Source organism: Streptomyces sp. NPDC048639 (assembly GCF_043199075.1).
GTDB lineage: Bacteria > Actinomycetota > Actinomycetes > Streptomycetales > Streptomycetaceae > Streptomyces.
In genome coordinates this window covers 420,878-441,369 of the sequence record NZ_JBICVP010000001.1, presented here as the reverse complement: position 1 = coordinate 441,369, position 20,492 = coordinate 420,878, and the positions used below count along the sequence as shown (strand labels likewise).

Genomic DNA, 20,492 nt, shown 5'->3' with positions numbered 1-20,492 from the left:
GGTGGCCGGGCGCTCGCGGGCGCCGCATGGCCCGGCGGGAAAAGCCGTTGCCCGTGCCGCCGGGGTCCGGTTAGCGTCAGTGCGCCCGTCCGCGACCCCCGGCGGACCCCGGTCAGGAGGAGGTGTGCAGCAGATGCGCACACGTGCCGAGCTGTCGAACCCCGGTTCCGACATCATTCGCCACCTCCTGACGGAGTCACCGTGTCCCTACGCATCACCCCACTGATCGACCCCGAGCAGAGCCCGTCCGCCCGCCGCCTGGCGTGGCTCGCCTCCGACTCCGAAGGGGCGCCGGTCGGTTCGGCGTTCCTGCGGCTGTTCACCAGGCCGGGCCAGGACCACTTGGCCGAACTGGACGTCCACGTCCACCCGGCCGAACGCGGCAGGGGCGTGGGCGCGCAGCTGCTCGACGCCGCCCTGCGCACCGCCCGCGACGACGGCCGGCGGTCGGTCGTCGCCCAGGCCGAGCAGAACTCGCCCGGCGATCGCTTCCTGGCCGGTCACGGCTTCCGGGCGGTCATGACCCTGACGTTCGCGCGTCTCCCGCTCGACTCGGTCGACCCCGCAGCCCTGTCCGCGATCGCCGCGGAGGTCCGTCCCGGCTACCGGCTGGTGTCCTGGGAGGGCACCGTCCCCGACCACCTCGCCGAGACCTTCGCGGAATCGCGACGGGCCATGGACGACATGCCGATGGGGGAGACCGACTACGGGACCGTGGCGTGGGACGTGGACCGCGTACGGGCGGTGGCCGATGCGGTCGCCCGCCGCGGCGACCTGCTGCACACCGTTGCCGCCGTTGTCTCCGTGGACGGCTCCGACGGCGACGGCTCGATCGTCGGCTTCACCGAACTGGTCGTCCCGGGCGACGGCAGCGGCGACGCCCTCCACTACGGCACCGGCGTGCTGCCGGAACACCGCGGCCGCGGCCTCGGCCGCTGGATGAAGGCCGCCTCCATCCACCACGCACGCGCCGGCCATCCCGACCTCGCGGGCCTCGTCACGGACACGGCGGAGGACAACCGGCCGATGCGCGCGATCAACGAGGCGCTGGGGTACGTACCGACGCATCGCTCGATCGAGTACCAACGGGATCTCACCGCCTCCGAGTCCCGCCTCTGAGTCCCACCCCTGAGTCCCGCATTTGAGCCGTACGCTCCGACCGCGCCGTCCTCTACGGGGGGCGGCGCGGCCGGCGACCGGGGAGGACGCTCAGCCCGCCCGCCGGGCGATCGTGATGATCTCCCGGCTCGTACGGGTGAGGGGCCCGCGGTCCCAGTCGCCGTACCGCGCCTCGACCACGAAGCCCGCCTCGGCCAGAAAGCCGTCCAGCGTCCCAACATCCAGGAAGCGCAGGCTCGTTCGGTCGGCGCGGAGCAATGGGCCGCCGGGCTCGGCCGTGATCCCGCGGAACCTGACCACATCGCCGGTCACGGATTCGACCTCGTTCCAGACGCGGAGGGCACGGCCGCCCGCGTCGATGACGTCGGACGCGTGTGAGAGGTTCCAGTCCTCCCAGACGCGCGCCTGCGGGTGACGGGTCTCGAACGCGAAACGGCCGCCCACGCACAGTGCCTCATGGATCGCCGCGAGCGAGGTCCGCACGTCGTCGTCGGTGACGAGGCACTGGAAAGCGTGGCTGACCATGAGCGCGAGCTCGAACTCGGCATCCCACGCCGCGTCCGCGGCGGCGCCCTTGAACCATTCGACATCGGTGCGGCGCCGGGCTCGCGCGAGCGCGGCGGGATCCGGATCGAGGCCGACGAGCCGTCCGCCGTGCCCGCGCTCCCGCGCACGGTGCAACATGGCGCCCGTCCCGCATCCGACGTCGAGAACCGACCCCGCGGCCATGAGCAGCTCGTCGAAGAAGCGGTCGGCGGGCCACTGTTCGGGATCCCAGGGATTCAACAGGTCGTACAGCGCGGCGGCATCGGCGTCCGAGAACACACCGCCAGTATCCCGCCCGCCCGAAGTCCCGGCCGAAGCCCGCCCGAAGGCCCGGCCTCAACCAGTCCGCGCGGGGCGCCAACAGGCCGTCACGTCAGCCCCCTTCGACAGGATCCTCCCGTCGGTGGGCCGACCTGACGAGGAGGGGCGCGCGAGTGCTGACGGCGGACGCCGTCCGATCGGCGTGCCGGTCATCGGCCCCGATCGACGGGCGTCCCGTTCCGGGCAGCCGACTTCAGCCACCCTCTGTGCACGGCCCTCACCTGCTCGCTTGGGGCGGTTCGCGTTGCCGTGAGTATCGCGGGTCCCCGTGAATTGAGTACCCGGCGGAGCGCCTTCATGGGGCCGAGGCAGGACAGCATGTCGTCGTGACCATGGACCGGCGCGCGGCGGGATCAGGCGGCCCGATCCTCTGGTGGCCTCGGCCGCCGATGCTAGTGTCTTAGTTGCTAAGATAAATCGGGCTCGATCGCCGATGCCGAGAAGGCTTCGGTCGGTGCCGTGGGCCGTGAGGACCAATGCTGGGGGAGGAATGTCGATGAATCGTCGAGGGCTGATCAAGGCCGCAGGGAAAGCCGGAGTGGGAGCCCTGGCGGTTTCCGCGTTCGGCGGGGCCATGGCGCGGCAGGCGTCCGCCGGTCCCGGACTCGGCATTGCTTCCGATCCCGGGATCTCGGCATGGTCGCACGCCAAGTCCACCAGCCACGAGGCCGGTTGGACCGATCAGTTCCAGGGCATGTGCACGGACGGCACGTACTGGTACGCCGTCTCGAACGAGGGGGACAACCAGCGCCTCCACAAGCTGACCCTCGACTTCTCCAGCACCATTGCGAGCCTCTCCGCCCCGCGGGGGAGCAACCACATCGGTGCGCCCACGTACGACCCGCAGCGCCGGCAGATCTACGTTCCGATCGAGGGCCCGGAGCCGGAGCTGATCTGGAAGGTCACCACGGGACTGAGCACGGCCGGGATCGTTCCGCTGGCCGGGCGCACTCCCGGATCCCCGGCACCGCAGCGCTGGAAGTGCCCCTGGATCGCCTTCAACCCGGCCGACGGGCTCGTCTACAGTTCCGTGTTCGGCGATCCGGAGCGGACGGACCTCGACAAGTACGTGGACCGTGTCTGGGGATACGACCGGGACACCGGGCTCCTCAAGAAGGAGATCCGGCTGCCGAGCAAGGTGTACGCCATTCAAGGCGGCACGTTCGGGAACGGCGGCAGGAACCTCTATCTGGCCTCCGACTACGAAGAGGCCACCAATGAAAGAAAGCATGTCTACGCGTACGACTTCTCCGCCGCGACCGACGGCCGGGCCGTCACGTCCTGGGGGAAGGTGGCGATTCCGGACGCGGGCGACGAGGTCGAGTGCGTGGTCTTCGCCCACCTTGCGTGGCGGAACGCGCCCGACACTCATATCAGCGTCGGCATCCTGGACGACGGCGTCTGGTCGGGCTCGACGGACAACGTGTACTTCCGGCACTTCGCCGTGCCCTCACCGGGGCTGATCTAGGCGGTCCGCTCCCTCCGGCCGGCGCGACGGTCATGGACCGGCGAGGTTCACGCCGGTCCGGTCCGGCCCGATCAGGTCAGGTCCGCCCGGTCCGGTCTCGTCCGCCGCCGTCCGGTCCGGTCCGGTCCGGCCCGATCAGGTTCGCATCGACAGGGGCAGGACCTCGGCCGCTCGCCGGTCAGGCGGCCGGAGACAGACGTATGGTCCGCGCGGCCCGACTCCGGAGGCCATACGGACGACGCCTCGGTCCCGTGACCGTGAACCGTGAACCCCGCAGCTCGGGCCGGAGCGCGCGGAACCGCTCCGGCCCGCAGTCAACTCCCGCACCAGGCGCGCCGGATGACGCCGGGAGATCCCGCACCGCGGACTCGCCAGGGGTCGGCAGGCGTCGTACGCAACCGACCGCGATTCGAGTATTTTCCCGGAGCGACCACTCGTAGCGTCTACCGCGTAGCACCACGTGGATGCTTACGGTGGGAGCCGGCATGGACACACCCGTCACCCTCGCCGAGGAGTTGCTGCTCCTCGCCCTCGACCCGGCCACGGGCAAACCGCGCTGCAGAGGGAGCTTTCTGCAGTACGGCCTCGCCGGGGCCGTACTCGCGGAGCTGGAAGCAGCCGGCCGCATCGTCGAGGACCACGGGCGGATCACCCTCATGAACCCGGTGCCGATCGGCGACCCCGTCCTCGACGGTGCCCTGGCCAGTCTGCCCGGCCCCCGCAAGGCCAAAGGCGTGCGCATCCAGCGATGGATCCGCGGTTCGTCCTGGCAGATCGAGGAGGCGTGTGCCCGCCGCCTGGCACAGCGCGGCGCGATCCGGATCGAGAAGCATCGTTCGCTCCTGTTCTTCCGGTACCACCTCTACCCCTCGGCCGGCTACGACTGGTCCACGCCCGCAGTCGCCCGGTTCCGCTCCGCTGCCAAGGTCCGCTTCCCGGACCGGCGCAGCCGTATGCTCGCCGGGCTCGTCTCCGCCGTCGATCTCGCATCCGGGATCGTTCCCGGTTCCGGTGGCGCCCGCCGTATCCGTCGTGAGATGCACCGGCTCACTGACGAGCAGTGGCCCGCATCGGCGGTACGGCGGACCGTGCGGCTGGACAAGGTGGGCCAGTCGGCCGGGGGCGGTGGGTGACACCTCCCCTCCCCTCGCCTCACCCTGACGGCGAAGGGCGATTCCGGACGTGTGACAAGACCGCCCCCTCCGGGACCGGAGGCATTGCCGTCCCTCGCGGGACATCGACAGAACGCCCTCAGCCGGCGGCCCAGGCGTCCTCGATCGGAATGGGATGACCGAGGACGTCGGACGCGGCGCGGTGGCCGGAGCGGAGTGCCGCGTTGACCGTCGCCGGATCGTCGGTCCACGTCGCCTCGCCCGCGAGATGCAGCACGCCGCCCACGGGGGTGGCGAGAAGGTCATGGTCTTCGGGCGTCGATCCCACGGTCATGTACGCGTACGACCCTCGCGAGTAGGGGTCGTCCTGCCATGAGGTCACGTGCACACGGGTGGGGTCCTCGACGCGGTCGCCGTAGAGCCGGCGCAGTTCGCGGAGGACCGAGTCGACGATCTTCTCCTGCTCCCATCCTCGCGTCTCCTGCGCGGCCGGACCGGCGGCGAAGGTGAGGAGCGTCGGAACGCCATGCAGGGCGGTGAGGTCGTACCAGGAGTGCCACCAGACCCCGCTCGGCCCTTGCTGACGGATGGCGTACACCTCGTCGTCCCAGAACTTCGAGCGGAAACTGAGGAAGACCTTCTCGAAGGCGTTCATCTCAAGGCGTGCCACCGCACCGGCGACCGGTTCGGGCAGCGGGGGTTCGATGCTGAACTCCGCGGACTTCAGCACCCCGATCGGGACGGTGACCACGACACGGTTCGCCGTGAACACGCCGTGATCGCTGGTGACCTCGACTCCGTCGGATGACCAGCGCACCGAGGTGACGATGTGCTCGAGCCGAACGTCGAGTCCTGCCGCGAATCCCGTCGCGAGGGCGTCGTAGCCGTCGGGGAAGACGACCTCGTCGCCCTCGATCCAATCGTCGTCGAGCCCGTGCGCGTCGAGCTCGTCGATCCAGACGCCGTACTGCTCCTCGGTTCGATGGCGCAGGTACTCTCGGACGCGCTCGGCGCGTTCCGCATCCCAGCCCTGGGCGGCCAGGGCCGACTCGACCGCCTCGCCGTACGAGCGCCCCGGCATGATGGCGGCCACGACACGGGCGAGCTCGGCGTCCACCGCGCCGATGTCGGCCACGAAGCGCTCCACCTCGTCGTCGGTGAGACGAACGCCCGAGGGACCGTAGTACGCGATGGGCCGGCTGTACGGCTGGTACCCGCCGACCGTGAACTCCACGGTCCGCAGCCCGAAGGCGGCTGCCGCTGCGGCGACCGGGCTGTCGGTGACCCCATGGATCCAGGACGCGCCGAGATCGGTGACGACCCCGCCATCCCGGTCGCTCCACACACGTCCGCCGATGCGATCGCGAGCCTCGAGCAGAACGACCCGCTGACCGCTCCGGGAAAGCAGTCGTGCCGCGGTCAATCCCGCGATACCCGCACCCACGACGATCGTGTCGAGTCGATCCATCGCACCCACCCCCTTCCCGGCGCGCTTCACGCGGCGCACCCCGTCAACGTAGTGGGCGGTGCAGTCTCTCGGTCGGCCTCAGGTATCACCGTCAGCACCCTCTCTGTCACGGTCTTCAACGACGACCAGGACCCGCAGCTCTTCTCCATCGTCCCGGAGCTGCCGTCGCTCCTCAAACGCGAGGACGGGAGCCCGTCCTCCTCCCTCATCTCGTTCGCCCGTGACCACCCTCCTCGCAGAAACGGCCGTGGGCCGCACCTCCCGGAACGGGAGGCGCGGCCCACGGCCTGTGTACGGCCCAGGAGAGCGAACGAACGCTCTGAACCGCGTCGTTTCTAGATGTCGAAGTAGAGCTCGAACTCGTGCGGGTGCGGCCGGAGCTGCATCGGCGCGATCTCGTTCGTGCGCTTGTAGTCGATCCAGGTCTCGATCAGGTCGGCGGTGAAGACACCGCCCGCCTGCAGGTACTCGTTGTCCGCCTCCAGGGCGTCGAGCACCGCCGGGAGCGAGGTCGGGACCTGCGGGACGCCCGCGTGCTCCTCGGGGGCCAGCTCGTAGAGGTCCTTGTCGATCGGCTCGGCCGGCTCGATCTTGTTCTTGACGCCGTCCAGGCCGGCCAGGAGGAGGGCCGAGAAGGCGAGGTACGGGTTCGAGGACGGGTCCGGGGCGCGGAACTCCACGCGCTTCGCCTTCGGGTTCGAGCCCGTGATCGGGATGCGCATCGCGGCGGAGCGGTTGCGCTGCGAGTACACCATGTTCACCGGCGCCTCGAAGCCCGGCACCAGGCGGTGGTACGAGTTCACCGTCGGGTTGGTGAAGGCGAGCAGCGACGGAGCGTGCTTGAGGATGCCGCCGATGTAGTAGCGGGCGGTGTCCGACAGGCCCGCGTAGCCGGTCTCGTCGTAGAAGAGCGGCTCGCCGCCCGACCACAGCGACTGGTGGACGTGCATGCCCGAGCCGTTGTCACCGAAGATCGGCTTCGGCATGAAGGTCGCGGTCTTGCCGTTGCGCCAGGCGACGTTCTTCACGATGTACTTGAAGAGCATCAGGTCGTCCGCGGCGGCGAGCAGCGTGTTGAACTTGTAGTTGATCTCGGCCTGGCCCGCGGTGCCGACCTCGTGGTGCTGGCGCTCGACCTGAAGGCCGGCCTTGTTCAGCTCCAGGGAGATCTCGGCGCGCAGGTCGGCGAAGTGGTCGACCGGCGGGGCCGGGAAGTAACCGCCCTTGTAGCGGACCTTGTAGCCGCGGTTGCCCTCGATGGCACCGGTGTTCCAGGCGCCGGCCTCGGAGTCGATGTGGTAGAAGGACTCGTTCGACTTGGTCTCGAAGCGCACGGAGTCGAAGACGTAGAACTCGGCCTCGGGCCCGAAGTAGGCGGTGTCCGCGATGCCGGAGGAGGCGAGGTAGGCCTCGGCCTTCTTGGCGATGTTGCGCGGGTCGCGGCTGTACTGCTCGCCCGTGATCGGGTCGTGGATGAAGAAGTTGATGTTGAGGTGCTTGTCCTTGCGGAACGGGTCGACGCGGGCCGTCGACAGGTCCGGGACGAGCGCCATGTCGGACTCGTGGATGGCCTGGAATCCCCGGATCGACGAGCCGTCGAACATCAGCTGCTCGGCCGGGTCGAACGCCTCGACCGGCACCGTGAAGTGCTGCATGATGCCGGGCAGGTCGCAGAACCGGACGTCTACGAACTTGATGTCCTCGTCCGCGATGAACTTCTTCGCGTCGTCGGCGTTCTGAAACATCCAACTCCTCCTAGCCCGCCGCCAGGGAGGGGCGGGATTGCTTCGGTCGCGTTGGCCAGTGCGGTGGCACGCTGGCCCGACCTTAGGTTTACGGGATTTCCCGGGCATGACCCAATTGTTTCGCCGAGGTTAACCGGGGGGCCTGCCCTGCGCCGGGCCGTATACCCCATGAAACACCGAGTGGGCCGGTTTCGGCCTGCCGCCCCGCGCGCGGGAGACCGTATGCGGTCCCAGTACCGTGGTCGGGTGGACAACAGGCAGGCAATCGGATCGTGGCTGTCCGGCCCCCGCGCGGCGGCCGAGGACATGGGCGTCGACTTCGGGTACCGGGGCAAGAGGCTCGGGCTGCCCGAGGAAGGGCCCGGCTCGATCGCGCCCCTCGGGCGGCGCTTCGGGGCCCTCTTCATCGACTGGGTCCTGTGCGGGCTCATCGCATACGGGCTCATCGCCCGGGGTGACCAGCAGACCGCGGGCAATGTGACGCTGCTGGTCTTCCTCGTGCTCAGCCTGCTCACCGTGGGCACCATCGGCAGCACTCCCGGCAAGCGGCTGCTCGGCCTGCGCGTGATCTCCGTGGACGGCACGCGGCTGCCGTTCGGCCGGGTGCTCGTACGCTCCGTGGCGCTGGTGCTGCTCATCCCGGCCCTGATCTGGGACCGCGACGGCCGCGGCCTGCACGACCGGCTGGGGCGCGCCGTCCAGGTGCGGATCTGAACCGGAGGCGGCGGGTGCGCGGCAGATGCGGTGAGCCCTGCCGCCGGTCCGACGGGTGCACGCGGCCGCGGGACACCGGGCCGCACGACGCGTAGAAGCGCGCCGCAGGGCGCCAGGCTGCACGACGCGTAGAAACGCGCCGCTGGACGCCGGGCCGCATGAAAGGTGGAACGCCGAGTGGGGCGGTCCGGAACCAAGGTTCCGGACCGCCCCACCGTTGCTTCTGTACGACCCCGCCGGGTCAGCGCATCCGGCCGCCCCGCGGCATCCGCATCCCCTTGGGCATCGGGCCCTTCGGCAGCGGCATGTTGCTCATGAGGTCGCCCATCGCCCGCAGCCGGTCGTTGACGATGGTCACCTGGTTCCCGGGCAGAACCCGCGGGAACTTCAGCAGGGTGGTGCGCAGCTTCTTCAGCTCCACCTGGCCCTCGGCCTCGCCGACGATCACGTCGTGGACCGGCACGTCGACCACGATGCGCGCCATCTTCTTCTTCTCGGACGCGAGCAGGCCCTTCAGCCGGTTCGGGTTGCCCTCACCGACGAGCACGACGCCCGCCTTGCCGACGGCGCGATGCACGACGTCCTGGCTGCGGTTCATCGCGACCGCCGGGGTGACGGTCCAGCCGCGGCCCACGTTCTCCAGCACCGCGGCCGCGGCGCCCGGCTGGCCCTCCATCTGACCGAAGGCGGCACGCTCGGCGCGGCGGCCGAAGATGATCGCCATCGCGAGGAAGGCCAGCAGGAAGCCGAGAAGGCCCAGGTAGACCGGGTGCCCGATGGCAAAGCCGATCGCGAGGAGAACACCGAAGGTGACGATGCCCACGGCCGCGACCACGAGGCCGACCTTGGAGTCGACCCGCTTGGTCATCTGGTACGTCAGGGCGATCTGCTTCAGACGCCCGGGATTCTCGGATGATTCCTGCCTCGCCATGCCGCAGAGTCTACGTGGCCTGCGGAGCGCGGTGGGCCACGGCCTCCAGTACGTGCTGGACCTCCCGGCGGTCGCTGGCGCGACGACGGTCCTCCAGGACCGCGTTCCAGGCATTACGGCGGGCGGTGCGCTGACCGTTGCGCATCAGCACTGCTTCGACGGCGCGCAGTGCTTCGGTGAATGTCGGGATAGCGGTGGCGCGTACGGGCGCGGCCTGCATGGCGTCAGTCCCCCTCGCGGCGTTGGGGCGGGAAAACGGCTCCCACCAGACTCACTGTTGGGTGTTACCAGGACGTGACCGGTCGGTCAAACACCAATGAAACCCATACGTGGAGCCGCCACATTCTGATGCGCTCCGAACGGGGGACCGGCCCTGGCCGGTCTCGGGCGACGCCGTTCGGCAGCCCTCCGGGGCGCATGGCCGGTTCTCGCCGAGCCCGTCCGCGGACGCCTCCGCCGGGAACCCGGCCTCGGACGCGTTCACGAGGTGAGAAGGGGAGCGGCACGAGGTGAGAAGGGGAGCGGCGGCGTCACCGCGCGGGGTGACGCCGTCCGGGCCGCTCAGACCGCCCGCTGGGACGCGACCGCGGCTTCGCGGCGCTCCATCGCCTGCTGGAAGAGGCGGCCGGCACGGTACGAGGAGCGGACCAGGGGCCCGGACATCACGCCGGAGAAGCCGATCTCCTCGGCCTCCTCCTTCAGCTCCACGAACTCGTGCGGCTTCACCCAGCGCTCCACCGGGTGGTGCCGCACCGACGGCCGCAGGTACTGGGTGATGGTGATCAGCTCGCAGCCCGCGTCGTGCAGGTCCTGCAGCGCCTGGCTGACCTCTTCGCGCTCCTCGCCCATGCCCAGGATCAGGTTGGACTTGGTGACCAGGCCGTCCTCGCGCGCCTTGGTGATCACCTCGAGCGAGCGCTCGTAGCGGAACGCCGGGCGGATCCGCTTGAAGATCCGCGGCACCGTCTCGACGTTGTGCGCCAGCACCTCGGGGCGGGAGGAGAAGACCTCGGCGAGCTGCTCGGGGACGGCGTTGAAGTCGGGGATCAGCAGCTCGACCTTCGTACGGCCCGCCTCGCGCTCCGCCGTCATCGTATGGATCTGCCGCACGGTCTCCGCGTACAGCCAGGCGCCGCCGTCCTCGAGGTCGTCGCGCGCGACGCCGGTGATCGTCGCGTAGTTGAGGTCCATGGTCACCACGGACTCGCCCACGCGGCGCGGCTCGTCGCGGTCCAGCGGCTGCGGCTTGCCGGTGTCGATCTGGCAGAAGTCGCAGCGCCGGGTGCACTGGTCGCCGCCGATGAGGAAGGTCGCCTCGCGGTCTTCCCAGCACTCGTAGATGTTGGGGCAGCCGGCTTCCTGACACACGGTGTGCAGGCCCTCACGCTTCACCAGGCTCTGCAGCTCGGTGTATTCGGGGCCCATCTTCGCCCGGGTCTTGATCCACTCCGGCTTGCGCTCGATGGGGGTCTGGCTGTTCCGGACCTCCAGGCGCAGCATCTTGCGACCGTCGGGAGCGACTGCGGACACGTCCGGCACTTCCTTTGCTAGCGCGGCATTCGATTCTTCGGCGAACACCAGGGTACGCCCGTCATTCGTACGCTCTTACGCCCCTGGCAACCGCGAGGGCTGGGGGCGCATTCCCGTCGGGCCGCCCCGCGGGCACTAGACCGCGCGCGGCAGCGGTTCCGCCGCTTCCAGCACGGCCCTGAGGTGCTTTTCGGCCACCGGCAGTACCTCGGCGATGGAGATACGGCGCCCCAGCTCGTTGGAGAGCGAGGTCACACCGGCGTCGCGGATGCCGCAGGGGACGATCCGGTCGAACCAGGTGTTGTCGGGGTCGCAGTTCAGCGCGAAGCCGTGCATCGTGACGCCCTTGGCGACGCGGATGCCGATCGCGGCGAGCTTGCGGTCCTCGCGGCGCTGCCCGGCGTTGGACGGGGCGTACTCCGGCCCGCTGAGCCGCGGGTCGAACTCGCCGTCCTCGCCCGAGGAGCCCTCGGCCGACCGCGGATCGAAGTCCAGCGACAGGCCGCCGAGGGCCGTCCGCTGCTCGACCGGGTCGCCCAGAATCCAGACGCCGCTGCGCCCCTCGATCCGCGTGCTCTCCAGGCCGAACTCGGCACAGGTGCGGATGAGCGCCTCCTCGAGGCGGCGTACGTGCGCGACGACGTCCACCGGGCGGGGCAGCTTCAGGATCGGGTAGCCGACGAGCTGGCCCGGGCCGTGCCAAGTGATCTTGCCGCCGCGGTCCACATCGACGACCGGCGTCCCGTCGAGGGGGCGCTCGCTGTCCTGCGTACGCCGTCCTGCCGTGTAGACCGGAGGATGCTCCAACAGCAGGCAGGTGTCCGGAATCTCGTCGGCGAAGCGGGCGGCGTGCACCCGGCGCTGCTCCTGCCACGCCTCCTGGTACTCGACGGCGTCCTCCCCGAAGCCCAGGTGGACAAAGCGCAGCTCGCGCGGCTCACTCACGGCAGCTCCTCTTTCCCGCTTCCCGGGGTGCCATCCCGCTTCCCGGGGCTCCCGGGGCGCCGAACGCGCCCATGCCACTGTACGGCGGCCCGGTCACGGCCCACCGGGCGGCTGTGGATCCGGTCCCGGAGGCTGTGGATCCGGGCCCGGAGGCTGTGGATCCGGTCCGTTGCGACCCTGGGATCCGGCCCGGGCCGGCTGCGGATCCCGCCCGCGTCGCTGTGGATCGGAGCGGAACGATCACGTCCCCTGACTCTGTCGTCCCCGCGGTGCTTGCTCACACGATCGGATGAATGCACGAGATCGACGCAGGCAATGGCCGCGCGGACCGCTAAATTCGCGCCGTTCCACGAGGGCGTACGAGCCCGGAAGGCAGGAGACCGCACAGCCGATGACGGATCGACCCCAGCAACGCACTCCCAACCGTCAGCTCGCCGCGTTCATCGCAGAGGCCGGGTTCTCCAACGCCGGGCTCGCCCGGAGAGTCGACCAGCTCGGCCTTGAGCACGGTCTCGACCTGCGCTACGACAAGACCTCGGTGACCCGCTGGCTGCGCGGGCAGCAGCCGCGCGGCACCACGCCCGCGCTGATCGCCGAGGTGTTCTCCCGCCGACTGGGCCGGCGGCTCTCCGCCCAGGACCTCGGGCTCGACGCCTGCGGCCCCGTCTACGCGGGCCTGGAGTTCGCCGCCTCGCCCACCGAGGCCGTCGACATCGTCAGCGGTCTGTGGCGCAAGGACTCCGGCAGCCACGCCGAACTCCGCAAGATCGCCTTCACCCCGGCCAGTCTGGTGGTGCCGAGCCGGGACTGGCTGATCGGCCGCCCCGACGACCGGGTCGCCCGCAGCGCCGAGCCCGTGCCCGCCGCCCCGGCCGGGGAGTCCGCGGTCCGTCCGCCCGTGCGCGGCCGCCCGCTCGTGCCCCGGCAGCGGCACACGGCGTCCTCCGAGCCCGGCCCGAAGGTCACGGGGGGCGACATCGCCGCGCTCCGCTCGGTCGGGGAGCTGTTCCGCACGCTCGACCACGCCTACGGCGGCGGCCACGCCCGTCAGGCACTCGTGCGCTACCTCGAGCACGAGGCCGAGCCGATGCTGCGGGGCTCGTACGGCGAGACGACCGGGCGGCGGCTCTTCGCTGCGGTCGCGGACCTGACCCGGCTGGCCGGCTGGACCTCGTACGACATCGCGGCGCACGGGCTGGCCCAGCGCTACTTCGTCCAGGCCCTGCGGCTCTCGCAGGCGGCGGGCGACCGGCACTACGGGGCCTATGTGCTGCTGACGATGAGCCGGCAGGCGGTCTATCTGGGGCATGGGCGGGAGGCCGTGCAACTCGCCCGCGTCGCCCAGCAGGGCGCCGGGAGCGGACCTCCGCCGGTGGTGCAGGCGCTGCTGCACGCCGTGGAGGCGCGCGGGCACGCGGTCATGGGCGAGGTCAGGGCCTGCACGGCATCGCTGGCGCGCGCCGAGCGCGCCCTGGAGCAGGCCAAGCCGGGCGACGACGTGCCGCACTGGGCGCGCTCCTTCGACGAGGCGCAGCTCGCGGACGACTTCGGCCACTGCCACCGCGACCTCCAGCAGTACCGGGCCGCCGTACAGCACGCCGAGCGCTCGCTGCAGTTGCGCGCCGCGGGCTACGCCCGGAGCCGGCTGTTCTGCCGCGTCGTGCTGGCCTCGGCGCGGCTCGGCCTCGGCGAGCTGGACCAGGCGTGCGTGCTGGGTGCGGAGGCCGCGGCGCAGGCGGCGGAGATGCGCTCGACCCGGGCCGCGGAGTGTGTGCGCGAATTCGAGCGACGGCTCGAACCGTACAAGGACACCGTGGCGGTGCGGTCCTTCCGGGAGCGGGTGGCCGCGCTGAACTGAGCGCGGCCGGTGGGGAGTTGGCGGACGGCGGCGAGCGGGCGGCAGCGGGCGGCCGGGGGCGGCCGGTGGGTGTGTACGGCGTCGGGCGCGGTACGCCCCACCCGTCCGGCGAGGTACGGCCCCACCCGTCGGGCGCGATCGATGTCAGCGCCGCCGCGGGGAGGCCGATCGCCGTACGGCGCCGGGCAGGGGGGCCGTACTCGTACGGGTGCTCGTAGCCGTGCTCCGGCGACGGGCGAGGGGCGAGGGGCGACGGGCGAGGGGCGAGGGGGGTGGAGCCGCACGGAGACGGGGAGCGGTCCGCCCGGCCATCGGGCAATGGAGGCACCCCGGCCGGTCGGGGCGCGGTCGGCCCGGCGCCGGGGCGCCGGGCGTTCCGTCAGGCCGCCGTGGACAGAGCCGTCGGCGCCTCGGCGTCCGGGAGACCGAAGTCGCGGAGTGCCGCGGCCGCCGCGCGCCCGCCCGAGACGATCGCTCCCTGAACCGTGCTGGTGTCGCGGTGGTCCCCGCACACGTAGAGCCCCGCCAGCACCCGTACCGGGCGCCGCCGGTCGTGCGGTGCGCGCATCGCCGGGACCGCCTCCGGGTCGTGGTGCGCGGCCACGAGCTGCCAGCCGTCGGCCTGCGTGCCGTACAACTCGCCGAGATGGACGCGGGCCGCCTTGTCGAGCGTGGTCAGCGGTTCGCGTGCGGCCTCGCCGAGGACGACGGAGGTGACGAGGGTCCGGCCGCGCGGGGCGCGCGACCGATCGGCCGCCGACACCACGATGGTGTGCGATACGGGCCCCTGCCGGTCCGCGTCGACGACGAGCGCGGGTTCGGCCATGGGCGGGGCGTCTGCGGTGTGGTGCAGCACGGTCGTCGGGTGGAAATCCGGCAGCCGCAGCCCCGGGAGCAGTTCCGCCGCCGCCCGCGCTCCCGTCGCCACCACCACGGCGCGGCAGGGAAGTTGGCCGTGGTCGGCGGTCTCCACGGACGTGGTGGAGGCCGATACGGCGCGCACCCCCGTCCGTACCGTGCCGGGCGGCAGGGCCTCCGCCATCAGCTCCGGCACGGTCGAGGCGCCGCCCGCGGGCACACTGAGCCGACTGCGGGCGAACGCCTGCAGGGCCAGGTCCGCGCAGCGGCTGGAGGTGGTGAGCTCCGGATCGCTGAGCAGGGCCGTGAGCAGCGGCCGCAGGAACCCCTCGACCGTACGGGAGGGCAGGCCGCGCGTGCCGAGCGCCTGCGCGGTGGGGACCTCGGGACGGGCGAGCACCCGGTCCGTGGGCATGGACGCGAGCCGGTTGAGGAACGAGGAGACCCGCGCCTGGTCGAGCGCCCCGCCCAGCGGCGACCGCGCGGCCGAGGCGAGGGCGCGGGCGGCGGTCAGCGGACCGCGTGCGCCGCGCGCCTCGGCGAACCGCTGGCTGCGTCCGCCCTGGCGCACCAGCACCCCGTGCGCGAGGGGCCGAAGCGTCAGCTTCTCCAGTCCGGGCGTACGGCGCAGCTCCGCGGAGGAGGGGGTGAGGAAGTGCGCGGTGCGGTCGAGCCGGAAGCCGTCCACCCTGTCGGTGGACATGCGCCCCCCGATGCGGGGAGCGGCTTCCAGGACGGTGACGCCGAGTCCGGCGTCGGTCAGGCGGCGGGCCGCGGCGAGGCCGGCCACGCCGGCGCCCACGACGATGACATCCGTCCGATCTGTGTTGTGCCGTGCTGGGCTGCTGAGCACGTCCCCTCCCCGAGGTCGGCTGTGTCCCGCGCTGGCGACCTGCGGTCGCAGGATCGCAGAGACCTCATGCCCTCAACGGCCATGGGAAATGCTCCGGTTCTGGACTGGTGTACGGAGGAATTGAGCCGATCCCGAAAGCGCTGTCCGGTGCTGTGACGCAGGTCGCGGAACTGCCGCGTTTCCCGGCCGGTTCACCGCCGTTCTGCGCCTTCCGCATTCCGTCTTCCGCCTGCACCCTCGCGTCCGCCTTCTGGCGTCCGCGCCTCGCGTCCGAGCCTTACGTCCGCCTCCTCGTACGGGCATTCTTGCGTCGGCGTCCTTGCGCCGCCCCCGCCCGGCCCGTGGGCGCGTTTCACTGCCGCAGGGCGGCGCGCAGCGTGCTCTCGGTCGTCGGGTGGGCGAACGTGAAGCCGGTCTCCAGCAGCCTCCGCGGCAGCACCCGCTTGCTGCCGAGAATGTCCTCGGAGAATTCGCGCAGCGCGAACCGCAGCACCTGTGCCGGCACGGGAAAGACCGTCGGCCGGTGCAGCAGCCGCCCCAGCAGCTCGGTCACCTCGCGGTTGGTGACCGGCTCCGGCAAGGTGCAGTTGACGGGCCCCGACAACTCCTCGGTGTCCAGGATGTGCCGGATCGCCGCGACCTCGTCCTCCAGCGAGATGAGGCTCCAGAACTGCCGCCCGTCACCGAGCCGTCCCCCCAGCCCCAGCTTGAAGATCGGGAACATCCGCCGGCCGAACGCCCCGCCCCGGGCGGAGACGACGGGCGCGGTACGGGTGAACGCCGTACGGATACCCGCCTCGGCGGCCGGCGCCGCCGCCTCCTCCCACGCGACGCAGAGGTCCGCCATGAAGCCGGCACCGGGCGGGGCCTTCTCGTCGACCTCCCGGTCGCCCGTATCGCCGTAGTAGCCCACCGCGCTCCCGCTGATCAGGACGCGGGGCGGGGTATCGAGCGAGGCGACCGCCTGGGCGATCGCGGTCGTGCCCAGCAGCCGGCTGTCACGGACCTCCTTGCGGTAGGCCGCAGTCCAGTAGCGGTCGCCGACCCCCGCGGCCGCCAGATGCACCACGGCCTCGCAGCCCGCGATCCCCGACGCGTCGACGTACTGGCGCCGAGGATCCCAGGCGACCTCGTCCGCCGCCGTCGGCTGCCGCCGCACCAGCCGTACCACCTCGTGCCCGTCCGTGCGCAGGGACCGTACGAGTGCCGTGCCGATGAGACCGGTCGAACCGGTGATCGCGATACGCATGCGGGACATCCTGCCCGGACCCTCACCCGCGATGCCTCAGGAACGGCGACCGATGGCACAGTGTCACCCATGTCCGACTCAGGCATACGACCCGTCATACGCCGCGCAGTTCGCGCCGACGACACCGCGCTCTCCGCCCTGGACCGGCGCACCTGGTCGACCCTGCACGCCGTACTGCCGGGACCCCCCGAGCCGGGCGACCCCTTCTTCGACGTGACGCATCCGCCGTCCCACTTCCTCGTCGCGGAGTACGAGCGCCGGATGGCCGGCTACGTCCGGCTCGTGACCCCCACCCCGCTCCCCGCCAACGCGCACGTCCGTCAGATCCAGGGGCTCGCCGTGGACACCTGGGCCCGGGGGCACGGCATCGCACGGGCCCTGCTCGACGCGGCCTGCGAGGACGCCCGGCGGCAGGGCGCGATCCGCATCACGCTGCGGGTGCTGGGCCACAACGCCCCGGCACGGCGCCTGTACGAGTCGGCGGGCTTCGTCATCGAGGGCGTGCTGCCGGGGGAGTTCCTGATCGCGGGGGACTACGTGGACGACGTGCTCATGGGGCGGGTCCTGACCTGACGGCAGTCCGGTGGGCGGGCCGGGGCCGTTGAACAAGCAGGCGCCCGTTGCACGAGCCGGGTCCCGGCGGGTGCTGAGGCTTGCGTGCCGGGTGCCGGGTGCCGGGTGCTGAGGTGCATGCTCACCGGAGCCCGGAGCCCGGAGCCCGGCGCTGAAGGACCGCCCGCGGGGCTCGAAGCCGACGCCGCGCCCACGGGGCTCAGGGCTGACGGCGTGCTCACGGGCTCAGGGCCGGAACGCGTCCCACAGCTTGGGGAACCGCTCCTCCAGCGCCCGGTCGTCCTCGAAGTTCAGCGCCGCGCCCTGCGGCTCGCGCGGCGGCTGCGGCAGCCCCAGGTCCGGGCTCTCGATGCCGGTGAGCTGCTCGTACGCCTCGTCCGCCGCGTAGCCCAGCTCCTCGGCGTCCCCGTCGACCTCCTCGTCGAAGTCGTCGATCAGCTCGGCGAGGGCGTCGGGGTCGTGCATCGCGCCCTCGAAGACCTCGCGGCCCTGACCGATCAGCCAGCAGCGGAAGTTGTCGAACGCATCGTCACTGGCCCCGCCGAGGAGGACCCAGGCGGCGCCCCAGACGTCCCAGCGGTAGGCCCGGGTGAAGCGGGCCTCGAAGTGACGGGCGAAGTCCAGCACGGCGTCCGGGTCGGACTGCACCAGCCGGTCCACGACCAGATCGGCCTGTTCCTCGGGGTCGCCTTCGGCGGCCTCGCGGGTGCTGTCGATGATCTCCCAGAACTCCGTCTCGTCCATCACCCGACCAGCATCGGCCCTTGCCCCCCGCCCCGCACCCGGAGCCGCCCGGATGCGGCTGTGTCGTTATCCGGGACGTTGTCCGGGGCCGTTGACCGTTGCCGCGGTACGCGGTCGCAGTCCCGCTTCGCCGTACGGCCGCGCACCGTTGTGCGTGGAGAGCCGCCACAACGACGCGCGGAATCACGACAGGAGATGTCCGGTTTGAGTGGCAGGGTCGGTGCGCAACGTCAGCGGGCACGGCGAAAGGAATCACACGTGAGCGAAGAGCGCGCACTGACCGGCAAGGTCGCCCTCGTCGCGGGGGCGACCCGCGGAGCGGGACGGGCCATGGCCGTGGAGCTCGGGCGGGCCGGTGCGACGGTCTATGCCACCGGCCGTACGACCCGCGACCGCGTCAGCGAGGTCGGCCGTACGACGGAGACCATCGAGCAGACCGCCGAGCTGATCACGGCCGCGGGCGGCGAGGGCATCGCGGTGCCGACGGATCACCTCGACCGCGGGCAGGTACGGACTCTCGTCGAGCGCATCGACCGCGACCACGGGCAGCTGGACATCCTCGTCAACGACATCTGGGGCGGCGAGCACCTGCTCGAACACATCGACCAGCCGAAGAAGGCCTGGGAGAGCGACCTGGACCAGGGCCTGCGGATGCTGGAGCTGGGCGTGAAGAGCCACATCATCACCAGCCACGCCGCACTGCCGCTCCTGGTCCGGCGGCCAGGCGGGCTCGTCGTCGAGGTGACGGACGGCACCGCCGACTCCAACGCCCAGTACCGGGAGAACTTCTTCTACGACCTCACCAAGTACGCCCCGATCCGGATGGCCTTCGGCCTCGCCGAGGAGCTGAAGGACGTGGGCTGCACCGCCGTCTCCCTCACCCCCGGCTTCCTGCGCTCCGAGCAGATGCTCGACGCCTTCGGCATCACCGAGGAGAACTGGCGCGAGGGCGTACGGATCGTGCGCAGCTTCTGCATCTCCGAATCGCCGGTCTACGTCGGCCGGGCCGTGGCCGCCCTCGCCTCGGACCCCGACGTCGCGCGCTGGAACGGCCAGTCGCTCTCCAGCGGGCAACTGGCTCAGGTCTACGGCTTCACCGACACCGACGGCACCCGCCCCGACGCCTGGCGGTACATCAAGGAGGTCGAGGGCCCGGGCCTGGACAAGGACGACACCGGCTACCGCTGACACCGCCGATCGCCGATCGCCGATCGCCGATCGCGGCCGCGGAGGCCGGGCCGCCCTGCGGCCCCCGCCGTACGAAGGCGGCGCCACCGAGGCGCCGCCTTGGTCATCCGATCCTGACCCTCTCGTGTTGATCGTGCGAAGGCTTTGTACAGTGACGACGCGTGGTGGAGCCCGTGCCGTGGAGGATCCTCCGGGCTCGGCAACGCGGGGCAAGAGGGCGCCAAGGGCGCGGCGGCGATTGCCGCCGACGAGGCCGACGACCGTCTGTCAGGGAACCGGAATCCGAGTACGTCGGCTCGGGAGTCCCTGGGCATTGCGAACCCCACGGGCGACCAGCCGAAGGACGTACCACCGCGCTTCCGGGACAATCCCTTCGGCTGACCGAGAGCACCTCTCCGCAACTGCGAAAGGCCCCTTCGATGAATCAGCAGCTCCGGGATCAGGTTCACCCGTTCCTTCAATCGGGAGAGGCCCTGATCGTGGTGTGCGCGTGCGAGCCGGCGCCAGGTGTGCCGACCCCACCGGTGGAGATGTGGACGCGACCGGCGCGCGAGGAGACCGCGCTGGAGCAGCGGATCAAGCACCGCTTGCCGGGCCCGCTGCGCAAGTTCCTGGAGCCGAAGCCCATGCCTCAGGACCGGCAGTCCGCAGCCGATTCCGTTGTCGATGCTTTCACCAGTGACAGCGTCGTTGTGAACAATGCGACCCATCGGGCCGGGTTCGGGAAAAACCTGGAAGGTGGCTGGCAGAGTCAGGCCGGCCAGTTCGTGATCGGTCACTACAACGCTCGCGGCGAGGGAACCACAGCGATCGCGGTGACCGATCGCCGGGTCCTCGTTCTCGGGAACGCGGCGAAGGTCTGGCAGCTGAAGGAGGAGCTCTATCTTCGGTGGGAGGCGTCCCGTTCTGCTGTGCCGGAATTCCGGCGCAACGCCAAGGGCGTGTTGCAGCGAGGCCGTTTTGAGGCGGTTTTCGCTGATGGGTCCTGGGTCGCCTTGCTCACCGAAGTGCCCACACACGCCGAGCAGTTCACGGCGCGGGCGTCCGCTGTGCGGTGACAGTGGCGGTGCCCCGGTGGGGCACTGCCACTCTCGTCTGACATGCCGTGCGAGGAATGTCGGCTCGAAGTCGCTTCAGAGCAGGGGAGGTACGGCGGTCTCCGCGCATGCGGCGCAAGAACGTGGCGGGATGGTCGGCCTGCCCTCCCAGCGCGCCCCTGCGCCTCGGGGCGGCAACTGGGAGAAGGTGCGTCGTCAGCCGTGCTTGGCGG

At 71.2% G+C, this 20,492-nt stretch carries 18 protein-coding genes; 8 read left to right on the top strand and 10 right to left on the bottom strand.

What is annotated here, in order from left to right; translation table 11 throughout:
• Positions 1-201: 201 nt before the first annotated feature.
• Positions 202-1,119: a GNAT family N-acetyltransferase gene (locus ACGFNH_RS01895; RefSeq protein ID WP_393651007.1), complete on the top strand. Its 918-nt coding sequence runs from the start codon at positions 202-204 to the stop codon at positions 1,117-1,119.
• A 90-nt stretch (positions 1,120-1,209) separates the two neighbouring features.
• On the opposite strand, the gene ACGFNH_RS01890 is transcribed toward ACGFNH_RS01895, so the two are convergent.
• Positions 1,210-1,944 carry a class I SAM-dependent methyltransferase gene (locus ACGFNH_RS01890; protein WP_393651006.1) on the bottom strand — a complete coding sequence of 245 codons (735 nt, stop codon included), beginning with the start codon at positions 1,942-1,944 and terminating at the stop codon, positions 1,210-1,212.
• Positions 1,945-2,482: 538 nt separating this feature from the next.
• Between ACGFNH_RS01890 and ACGFNH_RS01885 the strand changes: the two genes are divergently transcribed.
• Complete coding sequence (locus ACGFNH_RS01885; protein ID WP_393651005.1) at positions 2,483-3,454, top strand: hypothetical protein; 972 nt, start codon at positions 2,483-2,485, stop codon at positions 3,452-3,454.
• Positions 3,455-3,939: 485 nt separating this feature from the next.
• Positions 3,940-4,587, top strand: a complete 648-nt coding sequence (locus ACGFNH_RS01880) for a GPP34 family phosphoprotein (RefSeq protein ID WP_393651004.1) — start codon at positions 3,940-3,942, stop codon at positions 4,585-4,587.
• Positions 4,588-4,705: 118 nt separating this feature from the next.
• Here the strand turns inward: ACGFNH_RS01880 and ACGFNH_RS01875 are convergent, their stop codons facing one another.
• Both ACGFNH_RS01875 and glnA read right to left on the bottom strand, forming a co-directional pair.
• Positions 4,706-6,034: a flavin monoamine oxidase family protein gene (locus ACGFNH_RS01875; protein WP_393651003.1), complete on the bottom strand. Its 1,329-nt coding sequence runs from the start codon at positions 6,032-6,034 to the stop codon at positions 4,706-4,708.
• Positions 6,035-6,369: 335 nt separating this feature from the next.
• The gene (glnA, locus tag ACGFNH_RS01870) at positions 6,370-7,779 is read right to left on the bottom strand and encodes a type I glutamate--ammonia ligase (protein ID WP_393651002.1); all 1,410 of its coding nucleotides are present in this window, start codon (positions 7,777-7,779) and stop codon (positions 6,370-6,372) included.
• Between the two features lie 246 nt (positions 7,780-8,025).
• Between glnA and ACGFNH_RS01865 the strand changes: the two genes are divergently transcribed.
• Positions 8,026-8,493: an RDD family protein gene (locus ACGFNH_RS01865; RefSeq protein ID WP_393651001.1), complete on the top strand. Its 468-nt coding sequence runs from the start codon at positions 8,026-8,028 to the stop codon at positions 8,491-8,493.
• A gap of 241 nt (positions 8,494-8,734) precedes the next feature.
• Here the strand turns inward: ACGFNH_RS01865 and ACGFNH_RS01860 are convergent, their stop codons facing one another.
• The 4 genes from ACGFNH_RS01860 to lipB all read right to left on the bottom strand — a co-directional run bounded on the left by ACGFNH_RS01860 (position 8,735) and on the right by lipB (position 11,899).
• Positions 8,735-9,424: a DUF4191 domain-containing protein gene (locus tag ACGFNH_RS01860; RefSeq protein WP_393651000.1), complete on the bottom strand. Its 690-nt coding sequence runs from the start codon at positions 9,422-9,424 to the stop codon at positions 8,735-8,737.
• A gap of 10 nt (positions 9,425-9,434) precedes the next feature.
• Positions 9,435-9,644 carry a hypothetical protein gene (locus tag ACGFNH_RS01855; RefSeq protein WP_393650999.1) on the bottom strand — a complete coding sequence of 70 codons (210 nt, stop codon included), beginning with the start codon at positions 9,642-9,644 and terminating at the stop codon, positions 9,435-9,437.
• A 341-nt stretch (positions 9,645-9,985) separates the two neighbouring features.
• On the bottom strand, positions 9,986-10,954 hold the full coding sequence (lipA, locus tag ACGFNH_RS01850; protein ID WP_393650998.1) for a lipoyl synthase: 969 nt from the start codon (positions 10,952-10,954) through the stop codon (positions 9,986-9,988).
• A gap of 135 nt (positions 10,955-11,089) precedes the next feature.
• Positions 11,090-11,899, bottom strand: a complete 810-nt coding sequence (gene lipB / locus ACGFNH_RS01845) for a lipoyl(octanoyl) transferase LipB (protein WP_393650997.1) — start codon at positions 11,897-11,899, stop codon at positions 11,090-11,092.
• A 391-nt stretch (positions 11,900-12,290) separates the two neighbouring features.
• Between lipB and ACGFNH_RS01840 the strand changes: the two genes are divergently transcribed.
• Positions 12,291-13,757, top strand: a complete 1,467-nt coding sequence (locus ACGFNH_RS01840) for a regulator (protein ID WP_393650996.1) — start codon at positions 12,291-12,293, stop codon at positions 13,755-13,757.
• Between the two features lie 379 nt (positions 13,758-14,136).
• On the opposite strand, the gene ACGFNH_RS01835 is transcribed toward ACGFNH_RS01840, so the two are convergent.
• Together ACGFNH_RS01835 and ACGFNH_RS01830 are read right to left on the bottom strand one after the other, a co-directional pair.
• Complete coding sequence (locus tag ACGFNH_RS01835) at positions 14,137-15,468, bottom strand: NAD(P)/FAD-dependent oxidoreductase (protein WP_393650995.1); 1,332 nt, start codon at positions 15,466-15,468, stop codon at positions 14,137-14,139.
• Positions 15,469-15,820: 352 nt separating this feature from the next.
• Positions 15,821-16,726, bottom strand: a complete 906-nt coding sequence (locus ACGFNH_RS01830; RefSeq protein ID WP_393650994.1) for a TIGR01777 family oxidoreductase — start codon at positions 16,724-16,726, stop codon at positions 15,821-15,823.
• A 60-nt stretch (positions 16,727-16,786) separates the two neighbouring features.
• On the opposite strand from ACGFNH_RS01830, the gene ACGFNH_RS01825 reads away from it, so the two are divergent.
• Positions 16,787-17,290, top strand: coding sequence for a GNAT family N-acetyltransferase (locus tag ACGFNH_RS01825; RefSeq protein WP_393650993.1), 504 nt, complete (start codon positions 16,787-16,789; stop codon positions 17,288-17,290).
• Positions 17,291-17,515: 225 nt separating this feature from the next.
• On the opposite strand, the gene ACGFNH_RS01820 is transcribed toward ACGFNH_RS01825, so the two are convergent.
• Positions 17,516-18,034: a DUF4240 domain-containing protein gene (locus tag ACGFNH_RS01820; RefSeq protein ID WP_393651469.1), complete on the bottom strand. Its 519-nt coding sequence runs from the start codon at positions 18,032-18,034 to the stop codon at positions 17,516-17,518.
• Positions 18,035-18,292: 258 nt separating this feature from the next.
• On the opposite strand from ACGFNH_RS01820, the gene ACGFNH_RS01815 reads away from it, so the two are divergent.
• Both ACGFNH_RS01815 and ACGFNH_RS01810 read left to right on the top strand, forming a co-directional pair.
• Positions 18,293-19,222: an SDR family oxidoreductase gene (locus ACGFNH_RS01815; RefSeq protein ID WP_393650992.1), complete on the top strand. Its 930-nt coding sequence runs from the start codon at positions 18,293-18,295 to the stop codon at positions 19,220-19,222.
• 419 nt (positions 19,223-19,641) lie between these two features.
• On the top strand, positions 19,642-20,280 hold the full coding sequence (locus ACGFNH_RS01810; RefSeq protein WP_393650991.1) for a hypothetical protein: 639 nt from the start codon (positions 19,642-19,644) through the stop codon (positions 20,278-20,280).
• The last annotated feature ends 212 nt before the right edge of the window (positions 20,281-20,492 follow it).

Coding starts and splice junctions, on each gene's coding strand:
- ACGFNH_RS01830 (WP_393650994.1), bottom strand. CDS start 16,726: ATGTCCCGCATGCGTATCGCGATCACCGGTTCGACCGGTCTCATCGGC.
- ACGFNH_RS01885 (WP_393651005.1), top strand. CDS start 2,483: ATGAATCGTCGAGGGCTGATCAAGGCCGCAGGGAAAGCCGGAGTGGGA.
- ACGFNH_RS01840 (WP_393650996.1), top strand. CDS start 12,291: ATGACGGATCGACCCCAGCAACGCACTCCCAACCGTCAGCTCGCCGCG.
- ACGFNH_RS01820 (WP_393651469.1), bottom strand. CDS start 18,034: ATGGACGAGACGGAGTTCTGGGAGATCATCGACAGCACCCGCGAGGCC.
- ACGFNH_RS01860 (WP_393651000.1), bottom strand. CDS start 9,424: ATGGCGAGGCAGGAATCATCCGAGAATCCCGGGCGTCTGAAGCAGATC.
- ACGFNH_RS01875 (WP_393651003.1), bottom strand. CDS start 6,034: ATGGATCGACTCGACACGATCGTCGTGGGTGCGGGTATCGCGGGATTG.
- ACGFNH_RS01855 (WP_393650999.1), bottom strand. CDS start 9,644: ATGCAGGCCGCGCCCGTACGCGCCACCGCTATCCCGACATTCACCGAA.
- ACGFNH_RS01810 (WP_393650991.1), top strand. CDS start 19,642: ATGAATCAGCAGCTCCGGGATCAGGTTCACCCGTTCCTTCAATCGGGA.
- glnA (WP_393651002.1), bottom strand. CDS start 7,779: ATGTTTCAGAACGCCGACGACGCGAAGAAGTTCATCGCGGACGAGGAC.
- ACGFNH_RS01825 (WP_393650993.1), top strand. CDS start 16,787: ATGTCCGACTCAGGCATACGACCCGTCATACGCCGCGCAGTTCGCGCC.
- ACGFNH_RS01880 (WP_393651004.1), top strand. CDS start 3,940: ATGGACACACCCGTCACCCTCGCCGAGGAGTTGCTGCTCCTCGCCCTC.